General features: G+C 71.8%; 24 protein-coding genes. 11 read left to right on the top strand and 13 right to left on the bottom strand.

Annotation, left to right across the window (positions count from 1 at the left end):
• The 5 genes from P2F65_RS09560 to P2F65_RS09540 are packed head-to-tail and all read left to right on the top strand — an operon-like array spanning position 1 to position 4,139.
• Complete coding sequence (locus tag P2F65_RS09560; RefSeq protein WP_275806237.1) at positions 1-1,224, top strand: ABC transporter substrate-binding protein; 1,224 nt, start codon at positions 1-3, stop codon at positions 1,222-1,224.
• A gap of 39 nt (positions 1,225-1,263) precedes the next feature.
• Entirely contained in the window at positions 1,264-2,076 is an 813-nt protein-coding gene (locus tag P2F65_RS09555; RefSeq protein WP_275806235.1) for an ABC transporter permease, read from the top strand.
• Positions 2,077-2,128: 52 nt separating this feature from the next.
• Complete coding sequence (locus tag P2F65_RS09550; protein ID WP_275806233.1) at positions 2,129-2,947, top strand: ABC transporter permease; 819 nt, start codon at positions 2,129-2,131, stop codon at positions 2,945-2,947.
• 45 nt (positions 2,948-2,992) lie between these two features.
• Positions 2,993-3,514 carry a nitroreductase family deazaflavin-dependent oxidoreductase gene (locus tag P2F65_RS09545; protein WP_275806231.1) on the top strand — a complete coding sequence of 174 codons (522 nt, stop codon included), beginning with the start codon at positions 2,993-2,995 and terminating at the stop codon, positions 3,512-3,514.
• A 34-nt stretch (positions 3,515-3,548) separates the two neighbouring features.
• On the top strand, positions 3,549-4,139 hold the full coding sequence (locus tag P2F65_RS09540; protein ID WP_275806229.1) for a bacterial proteasome activator family protein: 591 nt from the start codon (positions 3,549-3,551) through the stop codon (positions 4,137-4,139).
• Positions 4,140-4,150: 11 nt separating this feature from the next.
• Here the strand turns inward: P2F65_RS09540 and P2F65_RS09535 are convergent, their stop codons facing one another.
• The 3 genes from P2F65_RS09535 to P2F65_RS09525 form a co-directional block, all read right to left on the bottom strand.
• Positions 4,151-4,888, bottom strand: coding sequence for a DUF6498-containing protein (locus P2F65_RS09535; RefSeq protein WP_275806227.1), 738 nt, complete (start codon positions 4,886-4,888; stop codon positions 4,151-4,153).
• On the bottom strand, positions 4,885-5,682 hold the full coding sequence (locus tag P2F65_RS09530; protein ID WP_275806225.1) for a DUF6498-containing protein: 798 nt from the start codon (positions 5,680-5,682) through the stop codon (positions 4,885-4,887). The genes P2F65_RS09535 and P2F65_RS09530 overlap by 4 nt, the downstream gene beginning before the upstream one ends.
• A 135-nt stretch (positions 5,683-5,817) precedes the next feature.
• Positions 5,818-7,272 (bottom strand): hypothetical protein, encoded by a 1,455-nt coding sequence (locus tag P2F65_RS09525; protein ID WP_275806224.1) that lies wholly within the window; start codon positions 7,270-7,272, stop codon positions 5,818-5,820.
• Positions 7,273-7,448: 176 nt separating this feature from the next.
• Between P2F65_RS09525 and P2F65_RS09520 the strand changes: the two genes are divergently transcribed.
• Positions 7,449-7,853 carry a hypothetical protein gene (locus tag P2F65_RS09520; RefSeq protein WP_275806223.1) on the top strand — a complete coding sequence of 135 codons (405 nt, stop codon included), beginning with the start codon at positions 7,449-7,451 and terminating at the stop codon, positions 7,851-7,853.
• A gap of 88 nt (positions 7,854-7,941) precedes the next feature.
• On the top strand, positions 7,942-9,618 hold the full coding sequence (locus P2F65_RS09515) for a DUF885 domain-containing protein (RefSeq protein WP_275806222.1): 1,677 nt from the start codon (positions 7,942-7,944) through the stop codon (positions 9,616-9,618).
• 112 nt (positions 9,619-9,730) lie between these two features.
• On the opposite strand, the gene P2F65_RS09510 is transcribed toward P2F65_RS09515, so the two are convergent.
• The 5 genes from P2F65_RS09510 to P2F65_RS09490 all read right to left on the bottom strand — a co-directional run bounded on the left by P2F65_RS09510 (position 9,731) and on the right by P2F65_RS09490 (position 14,576).
• Entirely contained in the window at positions 9,731-11,380 is a 1,650-nt protein-coding gene (locus P2F65_RS09510; protein WP_275806221.1) for an FAD-binding dehydrogenase, read from the bottom strand.
• A 93-nt stretch (positions 11,381-11,473) separates the two neighbouring features.
• Positions 11,474-12,280: an amino acid ABC transporter ATP-binding protein gene (locus P2F65_RS09505; RefSeq protein ID WP_275806220.1), complete on the bottom strand. Its 807-nt coding sequence runs from the start codon at positions 12,278-12,280 to the stop codon at positions 11,474-11,476.
• Positions 12,277-12,945, bottom strand: coding sequence for an amino acid ABC transporter permease (locus tag P2F65_RS09500; protein ID WP_275806219.1), 669 nt, complete (start codon positions 12,943-12,945; stop codon positions 12,277-12,279). Before P2F65_RS09500 ends, P2F65_RS09505 begins: the two co-directional genes overlap by 4 nt.
• A gap of 3 nt (positions 12,946-12,948) precedes the next feature.
• Positions 12,949-13,743 carry an amino acid ABC transporter substrate-binding protein gene (locus tag P2F65_RS09495; protein ID WP_275806218.1) on the bottom strand — a complete coding sequence of 265 codons (795 nt, stop codon included), beginning with the start codon at positions 13,741-13,743 and terminating at the stop codon, positions 12,949-12,951.
• 164 nt (positions 13,744-13,907) lie between these two features.
• Entirely contained in the window at positions 13,908-14,576 is a 669-nt protein-coding gene (locus P2F65_RS09490) for an HAD-IA family hydrolase (protein ID WP_275806217.1), read from the bottom strand.
• A 43-nt stretch (positions 14,577-14,619) separates the two neighbouring features.
• Here P2F65_RS09490 and P2F65_RS09485 point away from each other — a divergent pair, with 43 nt between their 5' ends.
• Positions 14,620-16,254: a metallophosphoesterase gene (locus tag P2F65_RS09485; RefSeq protein ID WP_275806216.1), complete on the top strand. Its 1,635-nt coding sequence runs from the start codon at positions 14,620-14,622 to the stop codon at positions 16,252-16,254.
• Here P2F65_RS09485 and P2F65_RS09480 read toward each other — a convergent pair.
• A complete protein-coding gene (locus P2F65_RS09480; protein ID WP_275806215.1) occupies positions 16,251-16,892 on the bottom strand; it encodes a PAS and ANTAR domain-containing protein in 642 nt (213 codons plus the stop codon). The two genes, P2F65_RS09485 and P2F65_RS09480, sit on opposite strands and share 4 nt — an antisense overlap.
• Before the next feature lie 218 nt (positions 16,893-17,110).
• Between P2F65_RS09480 and P2F65_RS09475 the strand changes: the two genes are divergently transcribed.
• Together P2F65_RS09475 and P2F65_RS09470 are read left to right on the top strand one after the other, a co-directional pair.
• Positions 17,111-17,446, top strand: a complete 336-nt coding sequence (locus P2F65_RS09475; protein ID WP_275806214.1) for a LuxR family transcriptional regulator — start codon at positions 17,111-17,113, stop codon at positions 17,444-17,446.
• Between the two features lie 16 nt (positions 17,447-17,462).
• Entirely contained in the window at positions 17,463-17,900 is a 438-nt protein-coding gene (locus tag P2F65_RS09470; RefSeq protein WP_275806213.1) for a DUF2177 family protein, read from the top strand.
• Here P2F65_RS09470 and P2F65_RS09465 read toward each other — a convergent pair.
• The 3 genes from P2F65_RS09465 to P2F65_RS09455 are packed head-to-tail and all read right to left on the bottom strand — an operon-like array spanning position 17,869 to position 20,163.
• Positions 17,869-18,762 carry a sucrase ferredoxin gene (locus P2F65_RS09465; protein ID WP_275806212.1) on the bottom strand — a complete coding sequence of 298 codons (894 nt, stop codon included), beginning with the start codon at positions 18,760-18,762 and terminating at the stop codon, positions 17,869-17,871. The genes P2F65_RS09470 and P2F65_RS09465 overlap by 32 nt on opposite strands.
• 16 nt (positions 18,763-18,778) lie before the next feature.
• Positions 18,779-20,017 carry a cupin domain-containing protein gene (locus tag P2F65_RS09460; protein WP_275806211.1) on the bottom strand — a complete coding sequence of 413 codons (1,239 nt, stop codon included), beginning with the start codon at positions 20,015-20,017 and terminating at the stop codon, positions 18,779-18,781.
• Positions 20,014-20,163 carry a hypothetical protein gene (locus P2F65_RS09455; RefSeq protein ID WP_275806210.1) on the bottom strand — a complete coding sequence of 50 codons (150 nt, stop codon included), beginning with the start codon at positions 20,161-20,163 and terminating at the stop codon, positions 20,014-20,016. Before P2F65_RS09455 ends, P2F65_RS09460 begins: the two co-directional genes overlap by 4 nt.
• Before the next feature lie 289 nt (positions 20,164-20,452).
• On the opposite strand from P2F65_RS09455, the gene P2F65_RS09450 reads away from it, so the two are divergent.
• Positions 20,453-21,502, top strand: a complete 1,050-nt coding sequence (locus P2F65_RS09450) for an SGNH/GDSL hydrolase family protein (RefSeq protein WP_275806209.1) — start codon at positions 20,453-20,455, stop codon at positions 21,500-21,502.
• A gap of 14 nt (positions 21,503-21,516) precedes the next feature.
• Here the strand turns inward: P2F65_RS09450 and P2F65_RS09445 are convergent, their stop codons facing one another.
• Complete coding sequence (locus tag P2F65_RS09445) at positions 21,517-22,749, bottom strand: sugar phosphate nucleotidyltransferase (RefSeq protein WP_275806208.1); 1,233 nt, start codon at positions 22,747-22,749, stop codon at positions 21,517-21,519.
• Positions 22,750-22,752: the final 3 nt, after the last annotated feature.

Below are 22,752 nucleotides of genomic sequence, written 5' to 3'. Positions count from 1 at the left end.
GTGCGAAGGACTTCCCCCACCAGGCTCGGCGCCCTCGCCGCCGTGGCCGCACTCGCACTCGCGGGCTGCGGCGACTCCGACACCGGAGGCACGGCAGGCGGAGGCGGCACCGAGGGCGGCAGCAGCTTCAAGGTGCCCGACCTCAAGCCCCTCGACAAGCTCGGCGAACCGGAGGGCCAGGTCAGCGTGCTGGCGTGGCCCGGCTACGTCGAGGACGGCAGCAACGACCCGAAGGTCGACTGGGTCAGCGAGTTCGAGAAGAGCAGCGGCTGCCAGGTCACCGTCAAGTCGTTCGGCACCTCCGACGAGGCCGTTCAGCTGATGCGCACCGGCCAGTACGACACGGTGTCGGCCTCCGGCGACGCCACGCTGCGCCTGATCGCGGCCGGTGACGTGGAGCCAATGAACACCTCGCTCATCACCAACTACCCCGACATCTTCGAGGCGCTGAAGAACAAGCCGTGGAACTCGGTCAACAACGTGCCCTACGGCATCCCGCACGGCCGGGGCGCCAACCTGCTCATGTACCGGACGGACCTGGTGAAGCCGGCACCCGACTCCTGGGCGGTCGTCTTCGACAAGGGGTCCGAGCAGAAGGGCAAGGTCACGGCCTACGACTCCCCCATCTACATCGCCGACGCCGCGCTCTACCTCATGGCCACCAAGCCCGACCTCGGCATCAAGGACCCCTACGCCCTCGACAAGGACCAGCTCGCCGCGGCCGTCGACCTGCTGAAGAAGCAGAAGGAGAACGTCGGCGAGTACTGGTCGGACTACCTCAAGGAGATCCAGGCCTTCAAGAACGGCTCCTCCACCGTCGGCACCAGCTGGCAGGTCATCGCCAACGTCGCCAAGGGTGAGAAGGCGCCCGTCGAGGTGCTGCTGCCCAAGGAGGGCTCGACGGGCTGGTCCGACACGTGGATGGTGGGAGCGAAGTCGCAGCACAAGACCTGCGCCTACAAGTTCATCGACCACATCGTCTCCCCGAAGGTCAACGCCGCCATCGCCGAGTACTGGGGCGAAGCCCCGGCCAACGAGAAGGCCTGCGCCGAGACGGTCGACCCGAAGCACTGCGACGTCTTCCACGCCGCGGACGAGGAGTACTTCTCCAAGGTCAAGTACTGGAACACCCCGATCTCGGCGTGCCTCGACGGACGCACCGACGTCAAGTGCACCGACTACGCCGAGTGGACCAAGGCCTGGACCGAGATCCGCAACAGCTGAACCGCTGAGCAACCGACGCGACGACTGGGATAGGCGACGATGAGTTCGAAGAAGGCACTGGCCGGGCTGCTGGCCCCACCACTGCTGTGGCTCCTCGTCGCCTACCTCGGCGCCCTCGCCGCGATCTTCGCGACGGCGTTCTGGACGACCGACCCGTTCACGAACCAAGTGGTGCGGGAGTTCACGACCGAGAACATCCGGGCCCTGTTCGAGCCCACCTACCTGCGCATCATCGGGCGGACCCTGTTCATCGCCGTCACCGTCACCGTGCTCTGCATCGTCATCGCCGTCCCGTTCGCCTTCTTCATGGCGCGGGTGGCCCCGGCGAGAACACGCGCGTTCCTGGTGGCGGCGGTGCTCGTCCCCCTCTGGGCGTCCTACCTCGTCAAGGCCTACGCCTGGCGCACGATGGTTCAGCCGGGCGGAGTGCTCGAGAACGCCTTCGGCAGCACGCCCGGCTACGGCTTCAGTGCCGTGGTGCTGACGCTGACCTACCTGTGGCTGCCGTACATGATCCTTCCGGTGTATGCCGGCTTCGAACGCCTGCCGGGCTCGCACCTCGAGGCCTCGGCGGACCTCGGCGCCCACCCCCTGACGACCTTCCGGCGGGTGGTGCTGCCGTCGCTGCTCCCCTCGATCGCGGCGGGGTCGATCTTCACGTTCTCGCTCAGCCTCGGCGACTACATCGCGGTGCAGATCGTCGGGGGCAAGCTGCAGGTGCTCGGCACGGCGGTGCTGCAGAACATCACGCTCGACCTGCCGTTCGCGGCCGCCCTCGGCACGGCGTCGGTCGTGATCATGGTTGCGTACCTGCTGGCGGTCCGCCGGACCGGCGCCCTGGAGAACCTGTGACCGGCATGACGACCAGCGCGACGTCCTGTCCATCCGACCCACGAGGAGCACGATGAGAATCGGCCGCGGGAGCCGGATCGGCTTCACCGTCTTCGCCGTGGTGGTGCTGGCGTTCGTCTACGTGCCGATCGGCGTCGTCACCCTCAACTCGTTCAACAGCGACCGCACCTTCGGGTGGCCGCCTCCCGGCCTGACCACCCAGTGGTGGTCGCTGGCGTGGGAGGCCCAGGGCCCCCGCGACGCGATCATGACGTCGGTGAAGGCCGGGCTCGGCGCGACGGCGATCGCCCTGGTGCTGGGCTCGCTGCTCTCGCTGGCCCTGACGCGTTACGACTTCTTCGGCAAGCACGCCATCTCGATCCTGGTCGTGCTGCCGATCGCGCTGCCCGGCATCGTCACCGGCATCGCCCTGCAGTCGGTGATCTCCAACATCCTGAACCCGGTCTTCGGCATCAACGCGGGCCTGTTCACGATCATCGTCGGCCACGCCACCTTCTGCATCGTCGTGGTGTTCAACAACGTCACCGCCCGGATGCGCCGGATGGGCGGCTCCCTGGAAGCGGCCTCCGCCGACCTCGGAGCCCGGCCGTTCACGACGTTCCGCCTCGTCACCTTCCCGCTGCTGCGCTCGGCGGTCGTCGCCGGGGCGCTGCTGGCCTTCGCCCTGAGCTTCGACGAGATCGTCGTGACGACCTTCACCGCGGGTCCCGGCACGCCGACCCTGCCCATCTGGATCTTCAACAACCTGTTCCGCCCCAACCAGGCCCCGGTGGTCAACGTCGTCGCCGTGGTGCTCATCGCCGTGTCGATCCTGCCCGTCTGGCTGGCCCAGCGACTCGGCGGTTCGGACGCCGCGGAGAGCCGCTTGTAGAAATCTCCCGGGATAACAGTGCGGTAACGACTAGAGTCGACAGCCATGGGACTGTGGGACGAGCTCGAGTGCGAGATCGCCAGTCCCAACGTCTTCCAGCGCGCCGTCCAGGCGGCCGCGGCCCAGCGGCCGGTGAGCCGCATGCTGAGCCGGATCCACCACCCCCTCGACCGGGCCGTGGCCGGCCTCTCCGGAGGACGCGCCAGCGCCACCCGCCCCTTGGCCGGCCTGCCCTGCATCACGCTGGTGACCGTGGGCGCGCGCACCGGCGAGCGCAGGCACACCCCGCTGGTGGCCTTCCCCCTCGACGGCAACATCGCCGTCATCGGGTCCAACTACGGCAGCGACCGGACGCCCGGCTGGGTGCACAACCTGCGGGCCACCCCCGAGGTCGAGGTCGAGCACCGCGGCCGCACCGTGGCGGCCACCGCTCGGCGGCTCGGCCGCGAGGCCGCCGAGTCGGTCTGGTCGCTGGCCGAGGGCTCGTATGCCGGGTACGCCCAGTACCGCAGCTGGGCACAGGGCCGGGAGATCACCGTCTGGCTGCTGAGCCCCCGAGACGCCTGAGCCGGGCCCACGACCCGTAGGGCAGGATGGGCCCATGACGGAGCAGCCCCAGCAGCCCCAGCAGAGCAGCGACGACGAGCAGCAGCAGCGCGTCGTGGTCGTCACGCAGGACGGCATGGGCGTGGCCCCGCACCCGGACGACGAGGAGGCTCCGACCAACCCGGCCGACCTCGTGGAGCAGCCGGCCAAGGTGATGCGCATCGGGTCGATGATCAAGCAGCTGCTCGAGGAGGTCCGCAACGCGCCGCTCGACCAGGCGGGCCGCGTGCGCCTCGCCGAGATCCACCGCCGGTCCATCGAGGAGCTCAAGGACGGCCTCGCCCCGGAGCTGATCGAGGAGCTCGAGCGGATCGCCCTCCCGTTCGGCGTGGACGCCCCCACCGACGCCGAGCTCCGCATCGCCCAGGCGCAGCTGGTGGGCTGGCTCGAGGGCCTCTTCCACGGCATCCAGACCGCGCTCTTCGCCCAGCAGATGGCCGCCCAGGCGCAGCTGGCCGAGATGCGCCGGGCCCTGCCGCCCGGCCACGGCCCCGCCCACCCCGGCGCCGGTCACGCGCCGGGCATGCCGGGCCACGGCCACGGCCCCGCCCACGACGGCGAGCGGCCCACAGGTCAGTACCTGTAGGGGAGACGCGATCAGGCCGCGCGACCTCGCGCCGAGCCCCACGACAGCGGCGGCCGAACGACCGCGTAGAGCTCGAGGGCGACCCGGACGAAGACCAGGATCAGGCCGGGCACCAGGAGCAGCCAGGCGCTGCTGCGGGCGGTCTCGGGGTCCAGACCTGCCCGGGTCGACCACGTCCAGCCCGCCGCCAGCGTCAGCGCGATGTGCAGGATGACGATCCGCTTGAGGGGGTCGGAGGCCAGGTCCGTCTCGCGGTGGCGGCCGCCGAGGGCGAACCAGTTGAGCGCGACGTCGAGGCCGTGGCAGGCGAAGAACCCCGCCGCCATGAGGGCGAGGGCGGCCGGAGCACCGCGCAGACCCGCGCTGTCGGCGATCCGCAGCGCCAGGGTCGTCTGCACGATGGTGAAGGCCGCGAGCACTCCCACGACCGTCCAGGTCATGCTGACGAGCTCCTCGCGGGTCATCGCCCTCGCCGGGCCGCCGTTCGTGCTCACCGTGCCGCCGCGCAGGAGCGGACCCGGCGCGGTGGCGACGCGGACCGTGGTCCAGAAGAGCACGGCATACAGCTCGAAGAGGGAGGCGAGCAGCACGTCGCCGCTCGCCCACTCGCCGCGCAGCAGCGCGGCGAGTGGGGTGGCGCAGGCGGCGAGGACGAGCCCGAGCGAGACCCCCCGGGCGGCGCGAGGAGAGACCCGCTGCAGGGCGCCGTAGGCCAGCTGCAGCCCGAGGGCGCGCAGCAGCGGGCTCACCGCACCGCCTCGGGCACCGGCACCGGTCGGGTGCCGTGGTGCTGGTGCAGGTGGCCGGTCACGTCGGCGACCACCTTGATCGCGATGAGCAGCAGACCGGGCCCGAGCACGGCCAGCCCCGGCCACGGCAGGGGCAGGTCAGCCCCGCCACCGACGAGGAACCACCCGGCGCCGATGACCGAGAGGTGCATGACCAGGACCCGGGAGTAGACGCCGAACATCGCCCGTTGCGGGCCGACCTGGTGCCGCTCGCCGCGGGCGAACCACCAGATCGCGGTCGACAGGCCGTGGCTGCCCACCAGCACCAGCAGCAGGAGCAGGTAGCCGCCGACCGACCCGGTGGTCCCGGCGTCGCGCGCCAGAGTGAACGTGAAGATTCCGTGCACCAGCGTGAACCCGCCGTAGTGGACCGCGAAGAACCCGACGAGGAAGAGGCGCACGACGAGGCCGACCACCCGTGCGGTTTCGGGGTTGCCGGGGTGTGCGGCGCGCACCGCGGTGGTCCACGCGTCGAACGGCTGGGGCCCTCGGCCCCGGCTGAGGTCGGCGTCGAGGACCTGGCTCGAGGCCGTGGCGATCCGCACTGCCGTCCAGAGGCCGATGGCGACGTTCTCCAGCCAGAAGGCGATGAGGACGTCACCGGCCGCCCACCGCCCGCTGAGCAGCGCCAGCAGGGGCATGGCGTTGGCGGTGAGCAGCAGCATCAGGGAGGCGGCGCGAGCCGCCCGCGGGGAGAAGGTCTGCAGCACGGCATAAGCGGCTTGCAGGCCCAGTGCGCGCAGCACGACCGCCATGGGTCCCCCCTGCTCGGTGACCTCCCGGTCTCTTCGTGGCGACCGGCGTGCGGTGAGCGTAGGTCACCGCACGCCGCGGTCTCCGGAGCGCCCGGAACCTCCGGCCGTTCGGCCGATGCCGTCAGGCCGATGCCGTCAGGAGAGCTGCCCGGCGTCGACCGCGGGGAGCCCGCCGGCCGGCTCGAGCACGGCGCCGGTGTCGCCCGGCAGGTCGACGGTGTAGACGTCCAGGCCCCGCACGAGGTCGACCGAGTAGGCGATGTTGGTGCGCTGGTTCGTCATCGACCCCTTGCGGTTGTAGACGGGGACCCAGTAGGAGTCCCAGACCTCGGAGGCACCCCACACGGCGTGGCCGTAGGGCTTGAGGTCTCGCGGGTCACGGGCGTCCACGAGCTGGGTGCCGCCGCCGTAGTAGCCGACCGTGACGATGCCGGAGGGGTGGTGGTCGAACCAGTGCGCCGAGCAGAACGACCCCACCGGCGCCGGGTAGCTGCCGAGGTCGGACAGCTCCACCTTGTCGAGCGGCACGATCGCGTCGGGGGTGCCGTCGAGCCGCTTGACCCACCAGGTCTGGAACGAGCCGGCCGTCGAGCAGTTGACGTCCTCGTAGTCCTCCTCCGTCACGAGCAGCACGTTGCCGTTGGCGAAGGACGGCGGGGCGTCGGGACGGAACGCCGCGGCGTTGGGTCGCGAGGAGTTGTGGTGGATGAAGTCGTTGTAGCCGTTCTTCGTGCCGTCGGCGTTCAGGCCGCGTCCCGCTGCTCCGGTCGTGGTCACGAGCCGCGGACGGGCGGGGTCGCGCACGTCGAAGATCGACGAGCCGTTGTAGCCGGTGTGGGTGCCGTAGCCGGCGGCGTCGAAGTTCCACTTGTGACCGCCCGAGGGTGAGGCGAAGGGCTGGACGCCGTCGGTAGCCGGGTCGCCGTCGACCTCGTAGGGCTTGTCGAGGTCGTCGAGGTTCACCATCGAGAAGGTGGTGCGCTCGCCCGCCGAGTAGGCGTAGCGGCAGTCCGTCTCGGCGACACACGCCACGGTGTGGGTGCTCGAGGTCGTCGGCGCGCTCGAGCGGATCCGCGGGTTGGCCGGGTCGGTCACGTCCACGACGATGAGGCGGTTGCCGCCCGTCGAGGACACCGTGTGGTCGATGTCGGTGGACGCGTCGTAGAGGTCGACGCCGATGAGGGCGAACCGCTCGGTGCCGTTCTTCGTCTTGCGCTCGCCGCAGTTGATCGCCTCGTTCTCGAAGACCAGGTTGGGCAGCGTGCCGACGAGCTCGGGCGCCACCGGGTTGCTGACGTCGAAGACGCTGAGCGAGTCCAGGCTCGACATGACGAACAGCGGCGCGCTCTTCAGGAAGCACCCCGAGATGCCCGCCGTCTCCGGGAAGCTCGCCGCCAGCCGCACGTTCGGGCTGTTGACCAGCGGCACGTTCGTGCCGTCGGTGTAGGCGTCGCGGAGCCGCTCGGCCCGCTCGGCGTCCTTGCCGTGGTCGCTGTGCGCAAGGGCCGAGGGCGACGCGGCGAACGAGAGCGCCGCGACGGCGGTGAGCGCGACGATCGCGCGGGCGGTGGACGTGCGGGGTGTGCGCATGGGTGCCTCCCGGGGCCGGGCCCGCGTCGTCGCGGGTCTGTGCTGCTCAACGAGGCGAGGTGCCGGAGGTCACGCGGGACCGGGGCCCGACGCGTCGTGACAGCCTGTCGATGTCAGGTCAATACTGCGAGATGCGACATCTGGCGCGAAAGCCACTTTCCCGCCATTCTCCGTCCATGGCCCCGAATGCTCGCCCACCGCGCCGGGACGACAGCGCCTGGCCGCGCGGCGCGGCACCCATCTCCCTGGCAGTCGGCGTCATCTCGCTCCTCATCGGGCTCTCGATGACCGGCCAGGCATCAGAGGCATCGCTGCTCCCCCTCCTCGTGCTCCTCGCCGGCATCGCTATCGGTGCGACCGTCATCGTTGTCGGGATCACCAGGTGGCTCGACGGCGGCACCGTTCCCCTCGCTCTCGCGGGGATCGCGGGCGTCAGCGCGGTTGCCGGCGTGGTCCTGATCGCCGCCGCGGACGGCCCCCTGGGACCCGCCCTGCTCTCCGGCCTCGTGAGCGGGCTCCTGTTCGCCGACGTGTGGGCAGTGCGGACGGCGCGGAGACGCCGTCTGTCGTCCGCCGGCTGACCTGGCAGGCGGTATGCCGCGACGCCGCACCGCGGCATACCGAAAAGCGCCGCCGCACCGTCGAGGCGCCCCGGTAGCGTTCGCCCCCATGAGCGACGAGGTGGGCACCCGCATGAGCGACGACGTGAGGCAGCTGGCCGAGGACTACCACGAGCACACCATGTCGGTGAGCCCGTCGTGGGCCCACATGCTCGGCGACTACCGCTTCGCCGACCGCTACGAGGACGCGAGCCGGGCCGCGGAGGACGCGGAGATCGCGCGGTCCCGCGAGTTCGCGGCCCGTGCCGGCGCCCTCAGAGACGACGACCTCTCGCTGCAGGACCGCGTCACCCGGGCCGTCGTCGAGTTCCAGGCGACCAGCGGGGCCGACCTCGGCGAGTGCCGGTTCGGCGCGTTCGCCGTCAACCCGGTCTTCGGCATCCAGGTCGACGCGCCCATCACGGTGTCGAACCTCGGGATGCCGACCGTCGAGGTGGCCGAGGCGATGGTGGCCAAGTTCCACGGCATCGGGCAGCACCTGCGTGACGTCGCCCAGCGACACCGCGAGGGCGTGGCCTCGGGTCGCACCCCGGCAGCCTTCGCGGTGGCCGCGACCGTGCCGCAGCTCGACACGTGGCTGGCCAGGCCGATCAGCGACGACCCGCTGCTGCAGACCTCGCCCCCACCCGAGGGCCTCGACGTCGACGCGTGGCGCCAGCGGCTCCAGGAGGCGATCGAGACCTCGGTGCGTCCGGGGCTGCAGGAGTTCCGCGACGTGCTCGCCGACGAGGTGACCCCGCACGTGCGCCCCGACGAGCGTTGCGGACTGGGGTGGCTTCCCGACGGCGAGCAGGCCTACGCGACCGCGCTCGTCGCCAACACGACCACCACCTTGGCGGCCGAGCAGATCCACGAGCTCGGGCTCGAGCAGGTCGCGAAGCTCGAGGAGGAGTACCGCCGGCTCGGGAAGGAGCTGTTCGGCACCGACGACCTCGAGTCCCTCTACGACCGGCTGCGCACCGACCCCGCCCTGCGCCACGACGACGCCGCCGAGATCTTGTCCGCCTGCGAGACGGCCTTCGCGCGGGCGAGGGAGGCGATGCCGGCGTGGTTCGACCGGCTCCCCCAGGCCGACTGCGCGATCAGGACGACCGACCAGGGAGCGCTCGGCTTCTACTACCCGCCTGCGGAGGACGGCTCACGCGGCGGCGTCTTCTACGTCAACACGTCCGACCCGAGCGCCTGGGGACGGTTCGAGATCGAGGCCCTCAGCTACCACGAGGGCATCCCGGGCCACCACCTCCAGCTCGCCATCGCCTCCGAGCTCACCGACCTGCCGGCCCTGCGCCGCCACACGGTCTTCAACGCCTACGCCGAGGGCTGGGGCCTCTACACCGAGCGCCTCGCCGATGAGATGGGCCTCTACTCCACCCCGCTCGACCGGCTCGGCATGCTCACCATGGACTCCATGCGGGCCTGCCGCCTCGTCGTCGACACCGGCCTGCACGCCCTCGGCTGGAGCCGCCAGCGCGCCATCGACTACATGGTGGCCAACAGCCCGCTGTCGCTGGCGAGCGTGACGGCCGAGGTCAACCGGTATGCCGTGCTGCCGGGCCAGGCGTGCGGCTACATGGTCGGGCGCCTGGAGATCCTGCGGATCCGGCGGGAGGCGCAGGAGCGCCAAGGTGCGGCATTCGACGTGGCGCAGTTCCACAACGCGGTGCTCGACTCGGGAAGCGTGCCGCTCGCCGTGCTCGACGACATCGTCAAGGCCCGCCTGCCCTGACCCCGTGACCTGCACCTTTATCGGGTGACCCGATAAAGAGACCCTTCCCCCGAGGTGGCACGTCGGGGGAAGGGTCTCCTTGTCGGGTGAAGCCCGTCCGACCCCGTCGGGGTCAGGCAGTCGCCGCGGCCAGGGCTCGCCCGGCGGTGCGTCCGGAGAAGATGCAGCCACCGAGGAAGGTGCCCTCGAGCGAGCGGTAGCCGTGCAGGCCACCGCCGCCGAACCCGGCGGCCTCGCCCGCGGCATACAGGCCCTGCACGGGCTGGCCGTCGTGGCCGAGCACCCGCCCGGTGAGGTCGGTCTCGAGTCCGCCGAGGGTCTTGCGGGTCAGCACGGACAGGCGCACGGCGATGAGCGGCCCGGCCTTGGCGTCGAGGATGCGGTGCGGGCTCGCCGTGCGGATCAGCTTGTCGCCGCGGTAGGCCCGGGCGCCGCGGATGGCCGTCACCTGCGCGTCCTTGCCGAACGCGTTGTCGAGCTGGCGGTCGCGCTCGAGGACCTGGCGCTCGACGTGCGCGGCGTCGAGCAGCGGCTCGGGGGTGAGGGCATTCATCTTTTCGACCAGCTCGCCGATCGTGTCGGCCTGGACGAAGTCCTCGCCCTTGTCGAGGAACGCGCGCACTGGCGCCGGCATGTCAGAGGTCGCGCGGCCGAGCACGTCGCGCACCGACTTCCCGGTCAGGTCGGGGTTCTGCTCCGAGCCGGAGAGCGCGAACTCCTTGCCGATGATCGTGTGGGTGAGGATGAACCACGAGTGGTCGTGGCCGGTCTTCCTCAGGTGGGCCAGCGTGCCGAGGGTGTCGAAGCCGGGGAACAGCGGCGGCGGCAGCCGGTTGCCGAGCGCGTCGAACCACAGCGAGCTCGGGCCGGGGAGGATGCGGATGGCATGCTGCGGCCAGACCGGTTCCCAGTTGTGGATGCCCTCGACGTAGTGCCACATGCGGTCGGGGTTGATGACCCGGCCCCCGGCGTCCTGGGCGACCTGCATCATGCGTCCGTCGACGTGGGCCGGGACGCCGGTGATCATCCGATCGGGCGGGGTCCCGAGCCGCTCGGGCCAGTTGGCGCGCACGAGGTCGTGGTTGCCGCCGATGCCGCCGGAGCTGACCAGCACCGCCTGGGCCGTGAGGTCGAATGCGGACGTCACGTCGCGGCTCGTCGGCCGGCCGCGCGGGGCGTCGTCCCGAGCGAGGACCGCTCCCCGCACCCCGGTGACGACGCCACCCTCGACCACGAGCTCGTCGACGCGGTGGCGGAAGCGCAGCTCGAGGCGCCCTGCCGCCCGGGCCGCCTGCACCCGGCGCAGGAACGGCTCGAGCACCCCGGGGCCGGTGCCCCAGGCGATGTGGAAGCGCGGCACCGAGTTGCCGTGGCCGCTGGCGCTGCCGTCACCGCGCTCGGCCCAGCCGACGACCGGGAAGAAGCGCATGCCCTGCGCGTGCAGCCACGGCCGTTTCTCGCCGGCCGCGAAGTCGACGTAGGCCTCGGCCCACTGCCGGGGCCAGTGGTCCTCCGGCCGGTCGAACCCGGCGCTGCCCATCCAGTCCTGCAGGGCGAGGTCGACCGAGTCGTGGATGCCCATCCGGCGCTGCTCGGGGCTGTCGACCAGGAAGAGCCCGCCGAACGACCAGTGCGCCTGCCCGCCGAGGTTGGCCGGGCTCTCCTGGTCGAGCACCACCACCCGTCGGCCGGCCTCAGCGATCTCAGCGGCGGCCACCAGGCCGGCCAGGCCGGCTCCCACGACGATGACATCGGCGTCCATGTGCCGACCCTAGGGCCCCCACCCCTCCCCGGTTCGGGGTATTGCCGCGCGCTCTCGAGCGCGGGAATACCGCCGAACCGGCGGATGACTCCCTCAGAGCGGGTCGAGGATGCGGTGCAGGAACTGCTTCGCGCGGTCGGTGCGCGGCCGGGTCAGCACCTCCGCCGGCGTGCCGCGCTCGACGATGACGCCACCGTCCATGAAGAGCACCTGGTCGGCGACCTGCTGGGCGAACCGGATCTCGTGCGTGACCACGACCATCGTCCAGCCCTGCGAGGCGAGGTCCTTCATGACGTGCAGCACCTCGCCTACCAGCTCGGGGTCGAGCGCCGAGGTCGGCTCGTCGAAGAGCATCAGCTTGGGTCGCAGGGCGAGCGCCCGGGCGATGCCGACCCGCTGCTGCTGGCCGCCGGAGAGCTGGTAGGGGTACTGCTCGGCCTTCTCGGCGAGCCCCACCACCTCGAGCAGGCGCCGGGCCTCGGCCACGGCTTCGGCCCGCGGTCGTCGCTGGACGACGGTCGGTCCCTCGATGACGTTCTGCAGCACCGTCATGTGCGGGAACAGGTTGTGCGCCTGGAACACCATGCCGCTCTGCGACCGCAGCGCGGCCAGTTGCTTCTTGCCGACCGGCTCGGCGTCCGAGCCGGAGAAGTCGACCTCGACGTCGTCGATGCGCACCGTGCCGCGGTCGGGGATCTCCAACGTGTTGAGCGAGCGCAGCACGGTGGTCTTGCCCGACCCCGACGGGCCGATGAGCACGGTCACCGACCCGGCGTGCACCTCGAAGTCGATCGCTGTGAGCACCTGGTGGTCGCCGAAGGACTTCGCCAGGTGCTGCACCGACAGCAGCGGGTGGCCGGGTGTCTCATGCACCGGGGCGGGGTGGGTGGGGTCGGTCATCGCGCCACGTACCTGTTCTGTCGTTCCTCGAGGCGGGACTGCAGGGCGGAGAGGCCGAGGCAGATCACCCAGTAGTAGACCGCGGCCACGCTGTACATCGCGAAGAACTGGTAGGTCGGGGCCGCCTGCTCCTGGGCCACCCGCAGCAGCTCGGTCACCTGGATGGTCGAGGCGAGCGAGGTGTCCTTCACGAGGGAGATGAGGGTGTTCGACAGCGGCGGGATCGCTGTGCGGGTCGCCTGGGGCAGCACCACCCGGCGCAGGGTGGTCACGTAGTTCATGCCCACCGTCGACGCCGCCTCCCACTGCCCCTTCGGCACGGCGAGGATCGCGGACCGGATGACCTCCGCGGCATACCCGCCGACGTTGAGGGTGAACGCGATCACGGCCGCCGGGAACGGGTCGAAGCGGACCCCCATCGCCGGGAGGCCGTAGTAGATGATGAACAGCTGCAGCAGCAGGGGCGTGCCGCGGATGAGCGAGATGTAGGCCCTCGCCGCCCCCGAGACAGCCCGCACCGGCGAGAGCCGCATGAGGGCCACCACGAGGGCGACGCCGAGCCCGAGCACGAAGCTGATCGCCGTCAGCGGGATCGTCCCGGTGACGGTGCCCTTGAGCAACGGCCACAGGCTGTCGAGGACCAGCTCGACGGTCTGCTCGTCCACGGGCTACTGCTTCACGGAGACGTCAGCCTGGAAGTACTTCTCCGAGATGGTCTTCAGGGTGCCGTCAGCCTTGAGGTCCGCGAGCGCCTTGTTGATGGCGGCGACGAGGTCGGAGTCCTTGCGGGTCGCGACGACCTGCTCGGAGATGTCACCGGTCTTGGCGGCGATCTTCACGGAGGTGTCGCCGGTGGACTTCTGGTAGTCGAGCACGGCCAAGTTGTCGTTGACGGTGGCCTCGACGCGCTTCTGCTTGAGCAGGGTGATGGCCTGGGTGAAGCCCTCGACGGACTCGACGTCGGCGCCGGCCTCCTTGGCCACCTGGGCCCAGTTGCTGGTCAGGCTCTGGGCCGACTTCTTGCCCTTGAGGTCGGCGAGCGAGGTGATCGAGGAGTCATCGGCGCGGGTGGCAACGACGCCCTCGGAGACCGTGTAGGTGTCGGAGAGCCCGTAGAGCCCCTCGCGCTCGGGGTTGCGCGTGACCTGGTTGGCCACCACGTCGAAGCGCTGCGAGGTCAGGCCGGCGAAGATGGCGTCCCAGGGCGTCTCGACGTACTCGACCTTCACGCCGAGCTTCTTGGCGACCGCGGCGATGACCTCGACGTCGTAGCCGACGAGGTCGTTGGTCTTGGGGTCGTGGTAGCTGAAGGGCGCGTAGGTGCCCTCGGTGCCGACCTTGAGCACCCCGGCCTCCTTGACCCGCGCCAGGTCCGACGACTCCTCCGAGCCACCTCCCCCGCAGGCCGTCAGCAGCACCGCCAGTGCCGTGACCAGTGCTGCCAGCGTGAACCTCGTGCGCATGGTGGTGTACCCCTCGACCTTCCGTCGTCGTCGGCGCGCGGTCGCACGCCTCAACGAATCATAAGCATTGGTTAGGTGGGCGATAACACGCAGGTATGCCGCGGCATTCCGTTCGATGTGAAAACGCCGGGAAAGACCGGCGAGGAGGGCGGGGAGGGGTGAGGTCAGGCGGGCGAGACGAGGACGCCGACGGCGGAGCGCGTGAAGACCACGTGGCTCAGGTCGGTGACCACCGCGTCGGCGGCGCCCACCAGCTCGTCACGCGCCGTGGTGGTGATAACGGCCAGGGTGGCGCAGCCGGCCGCCCTCGCCGCGGCCAGACCGCCCGGTGCGTCCTCGACCACGAGGCACTGCGCCGGGTCGACGCCGAGGCGCTGCGCCGCGAGCAGGAACGGGTCGGGATGGGGCTTGCCGCGCTCGACGTCGTCGGCCGTCACCAGCACCCGCGGGGCCACCAGCCCGCTCGCCTCGATGCGGGCTGCCGCCAGCGGAGCGGTGCACGACGTGGCGATGGCCGAGTGGTCGGGGGCCAGCGCCGCGAGCGCCTCGGCGGCCCCGGGCAGCACCTCGATCCCGTCGGTGTCGGCCAGCTCGAGCTCGGTGATGCGTGCCACCGCGGCGTCGTGCCGGTGATGCGGCAGCAGCTCGGCGACGATGGCGGCGGCCGGCACCCCGTGGAAGCCCTGCAGGCGGCGCGGGTCGACCTCGTGCTCCTGCGCCCAGCGAACCCAGCTGCGCACGACCGCGGACGTCGAGTCGATGAGCGTGCCGTCCATGTCGAAGACGACGGCGGCGAAGGAGCGCCCGTCCAGCGGGCCCAGCGGTGACGGCATACCGAGAAGGGTAGGCACGGGCACTTGTCGTTACGGTGGTCGGGTGAGCACGCAAGGCAGCTCCGGGCGCCGTCGGCGACCACCCCGGTGGGTCGGCGCGGTGCTCGCTGCCCTGGCACTGGTCGCGGCCTGCGTGGCCGGCGGCGTCGCCGCCACCACCCTCTTCCCGTCGACGGTCGAGACGATCAACTACCGCGCACAGCTGCGGCTGTCGGTGAACCCCGAAGACGTCTCCCGCCTGCACGCTCCGACGGTCTTCGGCGACATCAACCTCGACTTCGACGGCCCGGTCATGGCCCCGGGGGTGCTCGCCGGGGTGCAGGTGAAGCCGAACATCACCGACCTGCTGGCGCAGCCCAAGGTCTCGATCAAGGCCCTGCAGCCGGGCCCGCTCGAGCTCACCAACGCCGCCAGGGACGCCAGCATCGCCATGGGCAGCCGGTTCGCTGCCGGCTCCCTCTTCGTGGCGGTCCTCGCCGTGGGTGGGTATGCCGTGTGGCGGCGTCGTCGTCCATCGGCACGCTTCCTGGGCGTGGCCGGCGCCTGCTGGGTGCTCGCCTGCGGCCTCACGGGCGTGAGCATCTGGCAGACCTACCAGCCGGACCGCCTCGACGCGTTCCGCACGACCGGCATCCTGGGCGCGGTGCAGCGCAACGCGGACCTGCTGGACGGGGTGGAAACGCGGGCACAGCAGACCACGCCGTACCTGAAGAACCTGCTGGCGCTGTCCGCTGCGCTGCAGGACAAGTACGCGCCGCAGTCGCTGAACGAGCCGGTCGCTGCGCGGATCCTGCTGGTGTCCGACATCCACGGCGCGCAGCAGTACCCGCTGATGAAGGCCATCGTCGAGGAGGAGCAGATCGACGCCGTCGTCGACGCCGGCGACCTGCTCAACTTCGGCAGCGTGACCGAGGGGGAGACGGTCGGGCTGTTCAAGGGCATCGAGTCCCTCGGGGTCCCCTACGTCTTCGTGCGGGGCAACCACGACGCCAACACCGCCAGCGACGACGCCCTGCTCGAGCGCCTGGCCCGGGTGCCGAACGTCGTGCTGCTGCAACCCGACCGCGACACCTACACCGAGCTGGCGGTGGGCGGCGTCCGCATCGCCGGGTTCAACGACCCCCGCTGGTTCGGCGACGACAACCGCAACAACGCCGCCAAGCAGGTGCCGGCCCGCGAGGCGTTCGAGGCCTCCTTCGCCGACCGGCCGCAGCCGGACCTGGTCGTCTCCCACGAGCCCGGCGCCGTCAAGGACGTGGAGCGGGCCGACATCCTGGTGCACGGGCACATGCACAGCGACTCCCTGGAGGACAACGTCATCGGGGTCGGGACCTTCACCGGGGGCGGGCCGTTCAGCCACTTCCTCGAGGGCGCGGAGGGCGAGGAGCTGACGGGGCAGCCGTCCGCCTTCGACATCGCGATCTTCGGCCAGGACTGCCAGCTGACCTCGCTGACGCGGTACCAGTTCCGCAACGTCATCGAGGGTCGCCCGGCCTACGACGACGTCACCCTGGTCAACGGCGCGCGCGTCGAGCGCGTCGCCGCACCGGCGAGCGGCCAGCAGGCCGGCCAGACCGGCGAGGGCGCCGAGCAGCCGCGTACGTGCTCCTCGCTGTCGGGGACCTCCCGCGAGCAGGTGCCGGCAGCTCCGAGGGCCCAGGCCCAGGGCGCGGGCTAGGCGATCGTCGGCTCCTCCAGCGGGCCCTGCCGCGCGACGCTGCGCTCGAGCAGGTCGATGATGGCCTCGGCGACCTCGGGGCCGGTCACCGGCACGGATGCCAGCTCATCGACGATGTCGGCGGCGAGGCCGTGCACCGGCAGTCCCGCCCGCGTCGCGTAGCCGCTCAGCAGCCGTCTGCCGATCTCTGCCTCGACGCCGAAGGCGAGCATGAGTGCGCCAGTCGCCTGGTCGACCACTGCACCCGTCGGGAGCGCGGCAGCCACGGCCGAGCGGGCCGTCTGGTCGAGCGGCGCGGTGAGATCGACGACGAACCCTCGCAGCGAGGTCAGGCGCTGCCCGTCGTGCACCGGGGTCCCGACGTTGACGACGGGGTGCACGAGACCCGCACTGTCGACCAGGCGGTACATGCACGAGTAGGGCGTGTGGTCCTGGAGCAGCGAGAGGAACTGGCCGAGGGTGGACTCGCGGTCGTCCGGGTGCACGAACGCCAGGAGCTGCTCGGTCGTCAGGGGCCGGCCGTCCGGGGAGTACTGCAGGACGGCGACCGGTGACGACCACGACCACGCGTCCTCGGCGGTGTCGTACTCGTAGGTCGTGACGGCATGGAGGGGAAGGATCGGTGCGAGGTCGGTCATGGTCGTGCTCCTCCTCGGCGGGACGACCGCCGCCCCTTGAAGCGGGATGCCGGCCTGGGGTGGCCCCCCGGTCCGTGCTGGCCAGGTCGCCACGATAACCGCAGGTCAGCCGGACACAGCAGGCAAGCCTCCACCCACTTTGCTTGAATGCCCTTGACCCACCAGGGTCCGCTGCCGCCGCTCGGACCAGCAGCGCCAACCAGCCACGGGAGGCTGTCGTGACGACACCCCAGGTGACCGACCTGCACGAGGTCGCGGGACGACTGCTGGGCGAGGCGCAACGGGCCGCCTCCGGCCGGGCCGCCGAGACCATCGTGTCCGGGTCGGTCCAGCGCTCCACCGTCATCGCGCTGACCACGGACGCCGAGATGGGCGAGCACGACTCGCCCCCTGCCGCGCTGCTCCACGTCATCACCGGGCGGGTCCGCCTCAAGACCACCGACGAGGAGTGGGTGCTGCGGGCCGGCCAGGTGGTGGCGGTGCCACCCCGTCGCCACGGACTCGACGCGCTCGAGGACTCGGCCGTGCTGCTGACCGTGGCCCTCCACGGCTGAGCCGGGACCTGCCCCCATGCGAACGGCCGGTCGGCGCTGGCTCGGGATGCTGGGTGTCGCGGCCGCGCTGTTCGTCGTCCTCGACCTGGTCTGGCTCACCGTCGTGGCGACTTCCCTCTACGACCGGCTCCTCGGCGACCTGCTGGCCGAGGAGCCGAAAGCAGCCGCGGCCGTCGGCTTCTACGTCCTCTTCCTGCTCGGGCTCACCCACTTCGTCATCCGGCCGGCCGTGGAGCGGGACTCCCTCGCGCTGGCAGGACGCGACGGCGCCTTCTTCGGCCTGGTGACCTACGCGACCTGGGACCTGACGAGCCTTGCCGTGCTCGAGGGGTTCCCCGCCGCGCTGGTGCCGGTCGACCTGGCCTGGGGGGCGTTCCTGGCCGCCGCCGTCAGCGCGGGCACCGTCGTGGTGTGGCGCAGCATCACCCGTCGCCGGGCACCCGCAGGTCGCTGACCTCATAGGTGTATGCCGCGGCCTCACCAGCCGCCCGGCAGGTCAGCTTCGCGGGCGGGCGACGGTGACGTGTGACGGTCGCCTCCACCACCGCGGGCAGCGAGCCGTGCCCGGCCAGGCGCACCCGCCACGCATCGGGACCGATGGCCGTGACGGTGTCACCCACCAGGTCGCGGGCTGCCCCCGGCCCGAGCTCGGCGTGCGCCGCCACGATCGCCGCCTGGACCACCGGTGGCTCGGTGCTGAGCCCGCGCAGGTGCCCGGCGATGACGGTCCCCGACAGGTGCGCCTCCACGACCGGGACGGCCGAGGCAGCGGTCAGGTTGCCGTAGCAGGCCCCGTCGGGCAGGACGACCAGGTTGGCAGCGAAGCGGTCGCCACCGATGTGCGAGCACTCCCACGTGGCCTCTGGCCACCGGTCGGCCAGCGCTGCGGCGACCGGGCGGCCACGCACCGCGCAGCAGGTGTCGTGGAGGCCGTGGGCACACACGAGCAGCACCGGCTCCTGCGGTCCGGTCGCGACGACGTCCCCGGCGAAGACGTCCGCAGCCGGTGCGAGGTCATCGCCCGTCTCCCAGATGCCCCACTGCTGGCCCGCGTCGTGGTCGACGACCGCCCACGCCTTCGGCCCCTCGAGCCGGCGGCGGCCGTGCCGGCGGACGAGGAGCACGCGCGCTCCCCGGGAACGGGCCAGTCCCTCGAGCCGGGCACCAAGGGGCGGTGGGATGAGCCGGCTCTGCAGCGCGTGGGTGGCCCAGGGCGCGGGGTACTCGATGAGCAGCCAGCGCCGCGCCGGGGCGGCCGTGCCCACCATGGGGTCACCGCGCTCCCGGGCAGCGGTCGCGCAGTGCGCCGGGTTCATCGGGTCGCGATCGCGCTCATGCCGGGACCGCGATGCCCTGCAGCAGGAGTCGGCGAGCCAGGCCCTCCCCCAGGTCGGACACCAGGGCGCTCCCCTCGTCGAGGAACCGCCGCACCCGCTCCACGTCCGCCTCGGCGAGGCTGGCCTCGCCCGCGCGGCTGGCCAGCACGGCATACCCGTCCCGCACCGGGCCCAGCCGGGCAGCGAGGTGGGGGCGCACGCGCAGCTGCCCGTCGGGGGTCAGCGTCTCGGCGGCGCGCAGCTGGGCCAGCGGTCGCACCGGGCCGGCGCGCTGGGCGTCGCGGACCCGCCGCGCGAGCGCGCCGGACAGCTCGGAGGCGTCGATCTCGCCGACCGTCCGCAGCACGGCCGCGCGCACCAGCTCGAGGTCACCGGCCCACGCGCCGGGGTCGGAGGCGTCCACGCCCAGCGGCAGGGAGCGGCGCAGCGCGACGTCCTCGGCGACCCGCGCGAGGGCGACCCGCAGCACCTCGTCGGCGAGGTGGTGCCGGGTCCACGGGTGGACGCCGATGGTCAGGTGGGTGCTGACGGCATCGAGGGCGGTGGCCGAGTGCAGGAACCCACGGGGCAGGTAGAGGCAGTCGCCGGGCTCGAGGGTGGCGTCGACCAGCGGCTCGCGATGGGCGGCCTGCTCGACGGCGGCTCGCCGGTCGGTCCACGGCTGGTCGCGCAGCGGGAGGGAGTGCACCGGCGGGCGGATGCGCCAGTGCTTGCGGCCCTCGACCTGGAGCACGAAGACGTCGTGCACGTCGTAGTGGTCGCTGAAACCGGTGTTCTGCGCCGGCGTGACGTAGGCGTTGACCTGCACCGGGTGCCCCAGGTCGGCCGCCAGGTCCTGCGAGAAGGCCACGACCGGCTGCCAGGTGCGGTGCAGGCCCTGCAGCACCATCGTGGCGCCGTCGGCGAACTGGCGCAGCAGGCGGTCGTCGCTCAGCTGGTCGGCGATGCCGGCGCCGATGCCCCCGCCGCTGGTGAAGGAGCGCTCCGGCAGGGTGCTGCCGTCCTTGGCCATCCGCAGGAACGGGGTGCGCAGCCCCCGCTCGGAGACCAGCTCGTCGACGGCAGCGTTCGAGAAGAGGTCCGTGAAGGGCGCCGGCAGGTCACTCGCCCGGGAGAGCAGGGGCTCGGTGCCCCAGTAGCTCTCGGCGAACTCCTCGGGCGGGCAGGAGACCAGGCGCGACAGCGCAGGGTGCCCGTGCTGCACGGGCACCCTGCGCGGCTCGGTGGCGGTCACCTAGGCGCCGGAGTCGGCACCGCCGTCAGCGCCGCCATCGGCACCACCATCGGCTCCACCGTCAGCGCCACCATCGGCACCACCATCCGCGCCACCATCGGCACCACCATCCGCGCCGCCGTCAGCACCACCATCGGCGCCGCCATCCGCGCCACCGTCGTGGCCCATCGGGTTCGCGCCGCCGTCGGCCACGCCCTCGCCCATCTCGTCCATGGGGGTCTCGCTCATCGTCGTTCTCCCATCTGCACCGGGGCGCCTCACTGCGCCGCGCTCCCTCTTCCTACGCCAGGTCACCGGGCCCCGCCACCGGAACAGCAACGGACGTCGGCAACCAAGCGCCTCTTAAGGAGTTGGCAAGGGTTTGCCGCCAAACCCCCTGTCGCCACCCCACGCCCCTACAGTCCAGCCACCGCACACACGACGCAGGGGGAACCAATGGGGATCGACCGCGCACTCACCGCTGCCGCCGCGACGGCCGCAGCCGTCGCACTCGTGGCGAGCGCAGCACCGGCACAGGCAGCGAACTCGTATGTGGCGCTGGGGGACTCGTACTCGTCGGGCACAGGCACCCGCAGCTACATCGACGACGGCACGTCGTGCCAGCGCTCCGTCTACGCGTACCCGTCGCTGCTCGCGTCGAGCAAGGGCCTGACCCTGAACTTCCGCGCCTGCTCCGGCGCCACGGTGGCCGACGTCACCAACACCCAGCTCGGGGCGCTCGGCTCGGGCACCACGCACGTCACCATCTCGGTGGGCGGCAACGACGCCGGGTTCGCCGACGTGCTCACCGAATGCGCCCAGCCCGGGTGGATGAGCGACTGCAACGGCGCCATCGACGACGCGCAGCGCATCATCGACAACGTGCTGCCGGGCCGGCTCTCGACGCTCTACTCCTCGATCCGCGCCAAGGCCCCGAACGCGAAGGTCACCGTGGTCGGCTACCCGCGCATCTTCAACGGCGAGGACTGCAACGCGGCGACCTGGTTCTCGCCCACGGAGGAGTCCCGCCTCAACGCCACCGCCGACCTGCTCAACAGCCGCACCGCGACGCAGGCCTCGAACAAGGGGTTCGCCTTCGCCAACCCGACGTCGGTCTTCGTCGGCCACGCCGTCTGCGACGACCCGGAGTGGGTCAACGGCCTGTCGAGCCCCATCAGCGAGTCCTACCACGCCAACCGCCCCGGCCACGCCAGCGGCTACGCCGTCGTGGTCAGCCCCAAGCTGGTGGGCACCTCGTACACCGGTGGCAGCGCAGCGCTGGCCAAGGCCGTGTCCAGCGCCGACTCGCTTGCGGCCCAACAGCGCTCGTATGCCGCGATGGATGCCTCGGTCACGCCGAAGGAGTTCGTGGCGCCCGACCTCACCAGCCCGCGCGCCAGGGCCGCGGCGAGGGCTGCCGGGGTCGACCTCACCAGCCGCGCCAGCATCGACGCGGCCGACCGTGCGTGGTCGCAGCGCCAGGCGCAGGAGTGGGCGAGCCGGTGAGCTGAGGGGGAACGTCAGGCGTGGGTGCCCGGCTCGAGCCGGGCACCCGCCTCGACCACGGCGTTGCGGGCGATCCTGCTGTCACGGGCGATGAGCGTGATGTCCTTGTCCCGCGGGCGGTTCGAGGGCGCGACGGCACCGACCCGGGCTCCCCGGCCGATGAGCACGTTGTCGTCCACGATGCACGTGCGCACCTCGGCGCCGGCCTCGACCACCACGTCGCCGAAGAGCACGCTGTCCTCGACGACCGCACCGGCCCGGACGACGGCGCCCGGGCCGAGCACCGACCGCACGACGCGGCCGCGCACGTCGCAGCCCACACCCACGACGCTGTCCTCCACCTCGGCTCCCGCACGCACGACACCGGGCGCCCGGTCGGGTGAGCGGGTCATCACCGGGTGCTCGAGGTCGTCGAGGGCGTCGATGCGCCCGGCGATGAGGTCGCGGTGGGCGGCGAGGTAGGCCTCCGGGCGGCCCACGTCCTTCCAGTAGCGGCCGATCGGGACGGCGCGCACGTCGCCCTTCTCGACCAGCCAGGGGAGCAGGTGCTCCCCGAAGTCGCCGAGACCGCTGTCGTCACCGGCCGCCTCGCCCGCCAGCTCGCGGCGCAGGCTGTCGAGGGCGTCGACGAGGGCCGCAGTCCGGTAGACGAAGATCTCGGTCGCCACCGTGGTGCCCGACGGGGAGGAGGGCTTGACGTCCAGGCCGGTGACCCGGCCGTCGGCAGCGGTGTGGACCACGACGTTGTGCCGGGCCTCGGTCCTGCTCGTCTCGGCGGTGACCACCGTGCAGTCGGCCCCTGACTCCCGGTGGGCCTGCACGACCTCGGCGAGGTCGAGGGCGAAGACGTGGTCGGCGCTCAGCACCACCACCACGTCCGAGCCGGAGCGCTCGATCTCGTCCCGCATCCTCAGCAGGTCGTCGGCGTTGCCCTGCGAGAACCCGCTCTCGACGCCGCTGCCGGCCCCCTCCTCGGGCACCACGCGCCGGAAGCCGCCGCGGGTGCGGTCGAGGTCCCAGGGCCGCCCGCCCGCCACGTGCGGGTCGAGCGAGGCCGCCTGGTACTGCACCGACAGCCAGACGTCGGCGATCGCGCTGTTGCTCAGGCTCGACAGCGCGAAGTCGACCAGGCGGTACGCACCGGCGAACGGCAGTGCCGGCTTGGCCCGCTCACGGGTGAGGACGTCCATGCGGCTGCCCTGCCCACCGGCCTGGACGATGGCGATGACGGACGGTCGCGCTCCCATGGG

The organism is Knoellia sp. p5-6-4 (assembly GCF_029222705.1).
Lineage (GTDB): Bacteria > Actinomycetota > Actinomycetes > Actinomycetales > Dermatophilaceae > Pedococcus_A.
This window is presented reverse-complemented; position numbering and strand designations above follow the sequence as displayed.

Coding starts and splice junctions, on each gene's coding strand:
- P2F65_RS09495 (WP_275806218.1), bottom strand. CDS start 13,743: ATGCGCACGAGGTTCACGCTGGCAGCACTGGTCACGGCACTGGCGGTG.
- P2F65_RS09450 (WP_275806209.1), top strand. CDS start 20,453: ATGGGGATCGACCGCGCACTCACCGCTGCCGCCGCGACGGCCGCAGCC.
- P2F65_RS09550 (WP_275806233.1), top strand. CDS start 2,129: ATGAGAATCGGCCGCGGGAGCCGGATCGGCTTCACCGTCTTCGCCGTG.
- P2F65_RS09540 (WP_275806229.1), top strand. CDS start 3,549: ATGACGGAGCAGCCCCAGCAGCCCCAGCAGAGCAGCGACGACGAGCAG.
- P2F65_RS09445 (WP_275806208.1), bottom strand. CDS start 22,749: ATGGGAGCGCGACCGTCCGTCATCGCCATCGTCCAGGCCGGTGGGCAG.
- P2F65_RS09455 (WP_275806210.1), bottom strand. CDS start 20,163: ATGGCGGCGCCGATGGTGGTGCTGACGGCGGCGCGGATGGTGGTGCCG.
- P2F65_RS09520 (WP_275806223.1), top strand. CDS start 7,449: ATGGCCCCGAATGCTCGCCCACCGCGCCGGGACGACAGCGCCTGGCCG.
- P2F65_RS09545 (WP_275806231.1), top strand. CDS start 2,993: ATGGGACTGTGGGACGAGCTCGAGTGCGAGATCGCCAGTCCCAACGTC.
- P2F65_RS09505 (WP_275806220.1), bottom strand. CDS start 12,280: ATGACCGACCCCACCCACCCCGCCCCGGTGCATGAGACACCCGGCCAC.
- P2F65_RS09490 (WP_275806217.1), bottom strand. CDS start 14,576: ATGCCGTCACCGCTGGGCCCGCTGGACGGGCGCTCCTTCGCCGCCGTC.
- P2F65_RS09480 (WP_275806215.1), bottom strand. CDS start 16,892: ATGACCGACCTCGCACCGATCCTTCCCCTCCATGCCGTCACGACCTAC.
- P2F65_RS09530 (WP_275806225.1), bottom strand. CDS start 5,682: ATGGCGGTCGTGCTGCGCGCACTGGGCCTGCAAGCCGCTTATGCCGTG.
- P2F65_RS09515 (WP_275806222.1), top strand. CDS start 7,942: ATGAGCGACGAGGTGGGCACCCGCATGAGCGACGACGTGAGGCAGCTG.
- P2F65_RS09465 (WP_275806212.1), bottom strand. CDS start 18,762: ATGAACCCGGCGCACTGCGCGACCGCTGCCCGGGAGCGCGGTGACCCC.
- P2F65_RS09470 (WP_275806213.1), top strand. CDS start 17,463: ATGCGAACGGCCGGTCGGCGCTGGCTCGGGATGCTGGGTGTCGCGGCC.
- P2F65_RS09510 (WP_275806221.1), bottom strand. CDS start 11,380: ATGGACGCCGATGTCATCGTCGTGGGAGCCGGCCTGGCCGGCCTGGTG.
- P2F65_RS09555 (WP_275806235.1), top strand. CDS start 1,264: ATGAGTTCGAAGAAGGCACTGGCCGGGCTGCTGGCCCCACCACTGCTG.
- P2F65_RS09525 (WP_275806224.1), bottom strand. CDS start 7,272: ATGCGCACACCCCGCACGTCCACCGCCCGCGCGATCGTCGCGCTCACC.